Raw genomic sequence first — 7,444 nt, forward strand, 5'->3', positions numbered from 1 at the left:
ACGACCCACCGGGCCCCGTCCACCCCGGTGACGACGCCCGCGGCCACCGCCGCGCCGGTGTCGGCGACCCCGTCCGCGCCTCCCGCCACCACGGGCGACCCGGTGGTGCCCAGCCCCGAGGGGAGCCCGAGCACCACCCCCTCCTCCCCCGCCACCCACCCGACGATCACCGTCCCCGTGCTGCGGCTGGGCGACACCGGCGCCCGGGTCAAGGACCTCCAGCAGCGACTGCGCAAGGCCTACGTCTACATGGGCGACGTGGACGGCGTCTTCGACTCGCAGGTCAGGGACGCCGTCGCGATGTTCCAGTTCTGGAACGCGATCGGCAGCGATCCCGCGGGCGTCTACGGCTCGGCGACCCGGACCGCACTGGAGCGGCAGACCTCCTGGTAGCCGCGTCTGCGAGGATCGTCCCGTGGTGATGGAGGAATTCGGGGCCGATCAGTTCCAACTCGTGCTGCTGCGGCGGATGGCGGACCACCGGCCCGAGCTGGTCGAGGAGGCGCTCCGCACGCTCGGCGCGTCCCGCGCGGAGCTGCGCGAGGCGAATCGCCGCTGGCAGGCGCGGCTGCACGGGCGGCACTCTCCGGGCGGTCAGCGCCGCTACCGCGCCGCGCTCGGACCGCCGGAGAGCACGGTGGTCCGCCGCATCGGCGATCTGAGCTGCGAGGCCCTGCTGTGGCCGGTACCGCTCTGGCCCGGGCTGCGCTTCGAGGTGCTGTGCGCGCCCGGCGGCGGCGCGGTGTGGAACGAGTGGCTCGTCCGCGCCCCCGGCGCCCCCTCCCCGGTCCTCGACGGCCCGGACGACCTCGTCCCGTGGTCCTGCACCGTCGACGAGGTGGCCCGCGCGTTCCGGCCCGTGACGCCCCTGGAAGGCAGCGCGCCCACCCGCTGGCGGCTCGCCTTCGGCGACGCGACCGCCGGCACCCGCCGCACCGCCCACTTCACCTGGGGCCTCCTCCAGTACGTCGAGGAAGCGTAGGCCCGGTCCGCACCGTCGCGCCCGCCCGGCGACCGGACCGGAGGCGGACTGGCCAAAACGGGTGGCTGTTTTGTATCGTAGAGAAACAAAGTGGCTCCGCCCGTTTCCCCTGACCGGCGGGCGGGGTCGCTGAGTACCTCTAAGGAGCACCTATGCCGTCCGCCCCGTCCGTCCTGCCCGCCCGCGCGCTGCTCCTCGACATGGACGGCACCCTGGTGAACTCCGACGCGGTCGTGGAGCGCTGCTGGACCCGCTGGGCCGTGGCGCAGGGACTGGACCCGAAGGACGTGCTGAAGGTCGTGCACGGACGGCAGGGCCACGCCACGATGGCGGTGCTGCTCCCGGACCGCCCGGTGGAGGAGAACTTCGCGGACAACCGGCGGATGCTCGCCGAGGAGACCGCGGACCTCGACGGCGTCGTGCCCGTCGCGGGCGCGCCCGCCTTCCTGGCCTCGCTCGCCGGCCGGCCGCACGCGCTGGTGACGTCCGCGGACGAGGCGCTGGCCCGCGCGCGGATGGGCGCCGCCGCGCTGCCGATGCCGGCGGTCATCGTGACCGCCGAGCGCGTGAGCGCGAGCAAGCCGGACCCGGAGGGCTTCCTGAAGGGCGCCGCGGAACTGGGCTTCGCCCCCGAGGACTGCATCGTGTTCGAGGACGCCGAGGTCGGCATCGCCGCGGCGAAGGCCGCCGGGATGCGCGTCGTCGGCGTCGGCCCGCGTGCCGCCGTCCACACGCCCACCGCGCACGTCGACTCGCTGGAGCAGGTGCGGGTGGAGGCCACCGCGGACGGCGGCCTCCTGGTCCACATCGGCTGAGGACACTCCCTAGCCGGTGATCGCCTCGTAGAGGCTGAAGACGGCGAGCACCACCATCACGGCGGCGGCGATCTTCGTGATCAGCGCCAGCGGCACCCGCTTCATCAGCAGGCGGCCGCCGAAGATGCCCAGCCCGGCGACCGACCACAGCGCGAGGACCGCGCCGACACCGACGGCCACCGGGTCGTCGTAGCGGGCGGCCAGGTTGGCGGTCATGATCTGCGTCAGGTCGCCGAACTCCGCGACCAGGATGAGCATGAAGCCGGTGCCCGCGACCTTCCAGAAGCTCTGGTCGGCGGGCTCGCGCACGTCCTCCTCGCCGTCGTCCTTCTGGAACAGCAGCATGGCCGCGCCCGCGAGGAAGAGCAGTCCGACGACGCCCTGCACCCAGCGGTGCGGGAGCAGGGTCAGGACGCTGCCCGCCGCGATGGCGAGGCCGACATGGACGACGAAGGCGGCGGCGACGCCGCAGAAGACGTACGAGGCGCGGTAACGGGTGCCGAGCATGAGGCCGGCCAGCGCGGTCTTGTCCGGCAGTTCTGCCAGGAAGACGACGCCGAAGACGACGGCTGCGACGGTGAAGCTGAACACGGGGCGGGATCCTCGTCGGTCGGGCTGCCGCACCGAGAGCGCCGGTAAAAGGGGTCGCTTCGGCACGGCAGCGTCACAATGGAACGCTGCGGCCGAAGGTCTCGCTGGCCCGGTGGGAAACCCACCGTGCCTCCGGGCGCCGGCTCAGGATCTGAGCAGTATGTCGACGGTCCGGCGAAGAGCTACTCCCCTTCTGCGCCGCCTAGTCTACGGGACGGGTCAGCCGGCCCCGGGCCACCAGCTCCAGGACCGACGAGACCGCGACCGCCTGCACCACCAGCAGGGCGACCAGCACGAAGAGCTGCACGGCCGCCGCCATCACGGGTGAGGCGCCCCCGAGCAGCATGCCCACGAACGCGCCCGGCAGCGTGACCAGTCCCACGGTCCGCGTCTGGTCGAGCCCCGGCACCAGCGCGCCGGACGCGGCGGGCCTGGCGATCTCCAGCCGGGCGTCGCGGTCCTCGAACCCCAGCGCCATGGCGGCCTCCACCTCGCCGTGCCGGCCGTGCAGCTCCTCCAGCGCGCGGCGCCCGCCGAGGACCGTCGCGGTGAGCGCGCCGCCGATGAGGATGCCCGCGACGGGGATCAGCGCGAGGCCGTCCAGCGGCACCAGGCCGGTCAGCACCAGGAGCGCGACGACCGGCAGCGCGCCGGCCCCGATCGGCACGGCCGCCCACCACCCGCTGCGGTCGGTGGTGATCCGGCGTCCCGCGGTCCACACCGCGACCCCGTACATGACGCCGACGAAGGCGAGCAGCGCCGGCAGGTAGCGGACGACCCAGCCGATGAGCAGCGAGACGACCGCGAGCTGCAGCGCGGCGCGCAGCCCCGCGACGGCGATCCCGCGCGCGTAGTTCTCCCACTCGTCGGCGAGGTGGGCGTACGCGGCGACGCCGGTGGCCACCACGAGCAGGACGGCCAGCACGATGCCGAGGGTGCGGTTGACGGGGAGCAGCGCGGGGGCGGACACGGTCGTCAGGGCCGGAAGAGTGGCGCCGGCCGCGGTACCCGCGGAGGACGTGGTGGCGGCGGTCACGACGGCGAGCACGGGGCCACTGTAGGCGGGTGCGGGTACATCCCAGGGGAACTGACGGCGCGCCACCCCTCGACATGACGTGCCCATGTCGTCAACCTGTAACCTGCCGCACTTCGGCGGGTCATGTGGCCCCGGCACGCTTGCCGGGGCCGCCGCCCCTGCCGGGGTCCGGTCGGACACGCCCGCAACCGCCCCCACCCCACAGGGAGTTCGCATGTCCCGGATACGCAATGTCTACGCGCGTCGACGCGTGAGCGTGCTCACCGCGTTCGCCGCCGTCGCCGCGGCACTCGGCCTGCTCGTCGCCCCCACCACCGCGCAGGCGGCACCCCCCACGCCGCCGAGCGCGGCGACCGCCCGCACCGAACTGGCCGCGCTGACCGTGCGCGCCGAGGGATCGTCCACCGGCTACAGCCGCGACAAGTTCCCGCACTGGATCACCCAGAGCGGCGCCTGCAACACCCGGGAGGTCGTCCTCAAACGCGATGGCACGGGCGTCGTCCAGGACTCCTCCTGTGCCGCCACCAGCGGCACCTGGCACTCCCCGTACGACGGCGCCACCTGGACCGCCGCCTCCGACGTCGACATCGACCACATGGTCCCGCTCGCCCAGGCCTGGCGCTCCGGCGCCTCCAGCTGGACCACCGCCCAGCGGCAGGCGTTCGCCAACGACCTGACCCACTCCCAGCTGCTCGCCGTCACCGACAACGTCAACCAGTCCAAGGGCGACAAGGACCCGGCCCAGTGGCTGCCGCCGCTGGCCTCCTACCACTGCACCTACGCCCGCATGTGGGTCTGGGTGAAGTACTCGTACGCCCTGACCGTCGACTCCGCGGAGAAGAGCGCCCTGAGTTCCATCCTCAACGGCTGCTGATGGCCTGACCGACGCCTCCCGCCGCCCTTCCGACATCCGTACCCTGGGGGTCGTCGGAAGGGAGGCAGGTCACCTTGGCCGAGCTGCGTTTGGGACCACTGCTGCGGTACGTGGGCGAGGACAGCGCGACCGTGTGGATCGAGGCCGACCGCCCCTGCGAGGCGGTCGTCTCCTGCGACGGGGACGCCGGCGCCGGGACCTCGAGAACATGGCAGGTCGCCGGCCACCACTACGCGCTGGTCACCGTCACCGGGCTGCGTCCCGGTGCCGAGACCCCGTACGCCGTGCACCTCGACGGCCGGCAGGTGTGGCCGCTGCCCGGCTCCCCGTACCCGCCGAGCACGATCCACACCGCGGCGGGCGGCAGCGCCCCGCTGCGCGTCGCCTTCGGCTCCTGCCGCTGGGCGGCGCCCGCCCACCACTCCCGTGATCCGGTCGGCCCCGACGCGCTCGACACCCTCGCCGAGGAGATCGTGCGGGACGGCACTGCCCGCCCGGACGTGCTGCTCCTGCTCGGTGACCAGGTCTACGCCGACGAGACCTCGAAGGCCACCCGCCGCTGGCTCTCCCGGCGCCGCGACCTCAAGGACCCGCCCTGGGACCAGGTCGCGGACTACGAGGAGTACACCCACCTCTACTACGAGTCCTGGCTCGACCCCGCGGTGCGCTGGCTGCTGTCCACCACCCCCAGCTGCATGATCTTCGACGACCACGACGTGATCGACGACTGGAACACCTCGGAGGCCTGGCTCCGTGAGATCCGCGGCACGGCCTGGTGGCAGGAGCGCATCCTCGGCGGGCTGATGTCCTACTGGGTCTACCAGCACCTGGGCAACCTCTCCCCGGACGAGCTGGCCGCCGACGAGCTGTTCGCCACCGTGCGGGCCGCCGCCGACGGCACCGAGGCCGTCCGGGCCTTCGCCACGCAGGCCGACGCCGACGCCGAGTCGGTGCGCTGGAGCTACCGGCGGGACTTCGGCCGGGTCCGGCTGCTGATGGTGGACTCCCGGGCCGCCCGCGTCCTGGAGGAGGACCGGCGCTCGATGCTCGACGACGGCGAATGGCAGTGGGTGCGCGACCAGGCGCTGTCCGACGGCTCGTACGACCACCTCCTGGTCGGCACGTCACTGCCCTGGCTGCTGCCGCACGCCGTGCACGCCGCCGAGGAGTGGGACGCGGCGCTCTGCCAGGGCGTGCGGGGCGCGCGGTGGGCGGAACGCGGCGAGAAGCTGCGCCAGGCGGCCGACCTGGAGCACTGGGCGGCGTTCCGCACCTCCTTCGACGAGCTCGCCGGCCTCTTCGCCGAGGTGGGCAACGGTCCGCAGGCGCCCGCGACCATCTGCGTCCTGTCCGGCGACGTGCACCACGCGTACATCGCCGAGGCGCACTGGCCGCGCCCGGTGGGCAGCCGGGTCCTCCAGCTCACCTGCTCGCCGCTCCACAACAGCGTCCCGGCGGCGATACGGCTGGGCTTCCGCATCGGCTGGAGCCGTCCCGGCCGCTGGATCGGCCGTGCCCTCGTCCGCCACGGCCGGCTTCCCGCGTCGGTCATCCGATGGACGCGCCTGGGCGGCCCGTGGTTCGGCAACCAGCTGATGACCCTGACCCTGCGCGGCCGCCTGCTCGACCTCCGGGTGGCCGGGCCCAAGGGCTCCTTCACGCCGTCGACACTCCGGCGGAAGTGAGCGGTGCGATATGTTGTCCGCCGGCTCGGGACCGCGCGGCGGCGTACAGCGCCATCAGGCCGTTCCCCGTCCGTGCCGCACAGGGTGTCCGGGATATTCCCCACCTCGTGTCTACAACATCACGTACCCCTCTCCCATACCGGCCACCCCCTCTGGCGTACGCTGTACGGCTGGGAGCGGATGTAGATCCGCCCATACGCCAACAGGCAATATGTCGGACGGGGAGGCACGGTGCTCGAGGGTCTGGGCTCCTTGTTCGACTGGCCATGGATCTACGTGCTCGTAGCGCTGTCGGTGCTGCTGGACGTGTTCGTCCCGATCCTGCCCAGTGGGGTGCTGGTGATCAGCGCCGCGACCGCGGGGACCACCGGCGCGGGCGGCGACATGCTCGACGTGGTGGCGCTCCTGGTGTGCGCGGCCATCGCCTCCTGCCTCGGCGACATCGCCGCCTACCGGCTGGCCTGGCGCGGCGGCGACTGGTTCGACCGCCGCATGGCGCAGTCCCGCAGGCTGTCCACCGCTCAGGAACGACTGGGCGAAGTGCTGACGAGGGGCGGCGGATCGCTCGTCGTGCTCGCCCGCTTCGCACCGGCCGGCCGCTCCGTCGTGAGCCTGGGCGCGGGCGTGGCGCACCGCCGGCCCAAGGAGTTCCTGCCGTGGTCGGCCGTGGCCGGCGTGGCCTGGGCGACGTACAGCGTGGGCCTGGGCTACCTCGGCGGTGAATGGCTGGGCGCGAGCTGGCTCGGCACGGTCATGTCGCTCATCGCCCTGCTCGGAACGGGCGCGCTCGCCGCGTACGTCTTCCGCCGCGGCCGCCGGAGCGCGATGGCCGCGGCCCTGGCCACCGTGCCGCTGGCGATTCCCCCGCAGCCCGCGACGGCCGACCGCGGCACGGTCGTCGAAGCGCTCTGAATCGGCCTTCCCGCGGGTTTGAATTTCGGCGGGAAATAGCTCGACCTATCTGCTACGCCGTAGAAAACGCCAAGAGGCCGCGGCGCAAGAACCTTTTCCAGGCTCGGTCCGATCATTTTCTTCCACCCGTGGACAGAACCGTAACTTCGTTTCCACGGTGGGCAGTTGGGCGGCGCAAGAGCCCTCCGCACCGTAACGCGTCATATGCGGACACGCCCCCCTCGGTCAAACGTTCCCATTGCCGGACTCTGGCGTTTTCGGGATTCAGTCTCACTCGATTCAGCGATAGCCAGCGCTGCGGGTGACGAAAAAGAATGGGCGCGCATACCCCAATCCCTGATGCGAAGGACATACGCATGTCGGTTGACGCGGGCCAGGACGCCGCTCTGAGCACCCCGAGCGCTCCGGACAACAACTCGGCGCATACAAGCCTTGATACGGCTGCTGCCCGGAATCTGGCGACCACCACCAAGTCCGCACCGCAGATGGCGGGGATCTCCTCGAGGTGGCTGCTGCGCATGCTGCCCTGGGTCGAGGTCAGCGCCGGCA

At 72.5% G+C, this 7,444-nt stretch carries 8 protein-coding genes and 1 pseudogene; 7 read left to right on the plus strand and 2 right to left on the minus strand.

Features of this window, described 5'->3' with window-relative positions:
• From O3X23_RS39020 to O3X23_RS39030, 3 genes are all read left to right on the plus strand, one after another.
• The coding region (locus O3X23_RS39020; RefSeq protein ID WP_269278460.1) for a peptidoglycan-binding domain-containing protein at positions 1–393 on the plus strand (393 nt) is incomplete at its 5' end.
• A 28-nt stretch (positions 394–421) separates the two neighbouring features.
• Positions 422–982: a hypothetical protein gene (locus O3X23_RS39025; RefSeq protein WP_269278474.1), complete on the plus strand. Its 561-nt coding sequence runs from the start codon at positions 422–424 to the stop codon at positions 980–982.
• Between the two features lie 152 nt (positions 983–1,134).
• Positions 1,135–1,797: an HAD-IA family hydrolase gene (locus O3X23_RS39030; protein WP_269278463.1), complete on the plus strand. Its 663-nt coding sequence runs from the start codon at positions 1,135–1,137 to the stop codon at positions 1,795–1,797.
• A 9-nt stretch (positions 1,798–1,806) separates the two neighbouring features.
• Here the strand turns inward: O3X23_RS39030 and O3X23_RS39035 are convergent, their stop codons facing one another.
• A complete protein-coding gene (locus O3X23_RS39035) occupies positions 1,807–2,388 on the minus strand; it encodes a TMEM165/GDT1 family protein (RefSeq protein WP_269278465.1) in 582 nt (193 codons plus the stop codon).
• A gap of 202 nt (positions 2,389–2,590) precedes the next feature.
• Positions 2,591–3,358, minus strand: a complete 768-nt coding sequence (locus O3X23_RS39040) for an ABC transporter permease (RefSeq protein WP_269278477.1) — start codon at positions 3,356–3,358, stop codon at positions 2,591–2,593.
• Positions 3,359–3,647: 289 nt separating this feature from the next.
• Here O3X23_RS39040 and O3X23_RS39045 point away from each other — a divergent pair, with 289 nt between their 5' ends.
• The 4 genes and pseudogenes from O3X23_RS39045 to O3X23_RS39060 form a co-directional block, all read left to right on the plus strand.
• Positions 3,648–4,298 carry an HNH endonuclease family protein gene (locus tag O3X23_RS39045; RefSeq protein ID WP_269278480.1) on the plus strand — a complete coding sequence of 217 codons (651 nt, stop codon included), beginning with the start codon at positions 3,648–3,650 and terminating at the stop codon, positions 4,296–4,298.
• Between the two features lie 74 nt (positions 4,299–4,372).
• Positions 4,373–5,983: an alkaline phosphatase D family protein gene (locus O3X23_RS39050; RefSeq protein ID WP_269278468.1), complete on the plus strand. Its 1,611-nt coding sequence runs from the start codon at positions 4,373–4,375 to the stop codon at positions 5,981–5,983.
• Positions 5,984–6,214: 231 nt separating this feature from the next.
• Entirely contained in the window at positions 6,215–6,895 is a 681-nt protein-coding gene (locus O3X23_RS39055) for a DedA family protein (RefSeq protein ID WP_269278471.1), read from the plus strand.
• 356 nt (positions 6,896–7,251) lie between these two features.
• Positions 7,252–7,444 (plus strand): annotated as a pseudogene (locus tag O3X23_RS39060) (Crp/Fnr family transcriptional regulator); the annotation flags it as partial.

The organism is Streptomyces sp. H39-S7, from assembly GCF_027158205.1.
Taxonomy (GTDB): domain Bacteria; phylum Actinomycetota; class Actinomycetes; order Streptomycetales; family Streptomycetaceae; genus Actinacidiphila.

Coding starts and splice junctions, on each gene's coding strand:
- O3X23_RS39025 (WP_269278474.1), top strand. CDS start 422: ATGGAGGAATTCGGGGCCGATCAGTTCCAACTCGTGCTGCTGCGGCGG.
- O3X23_RS39030 (WP_269278463.1), top strand. CDS start 1,135: ATGCCGTCCGCCCCGTCCGTCCTGCCCGCCCGCGCGCTGCTCCTCGAC.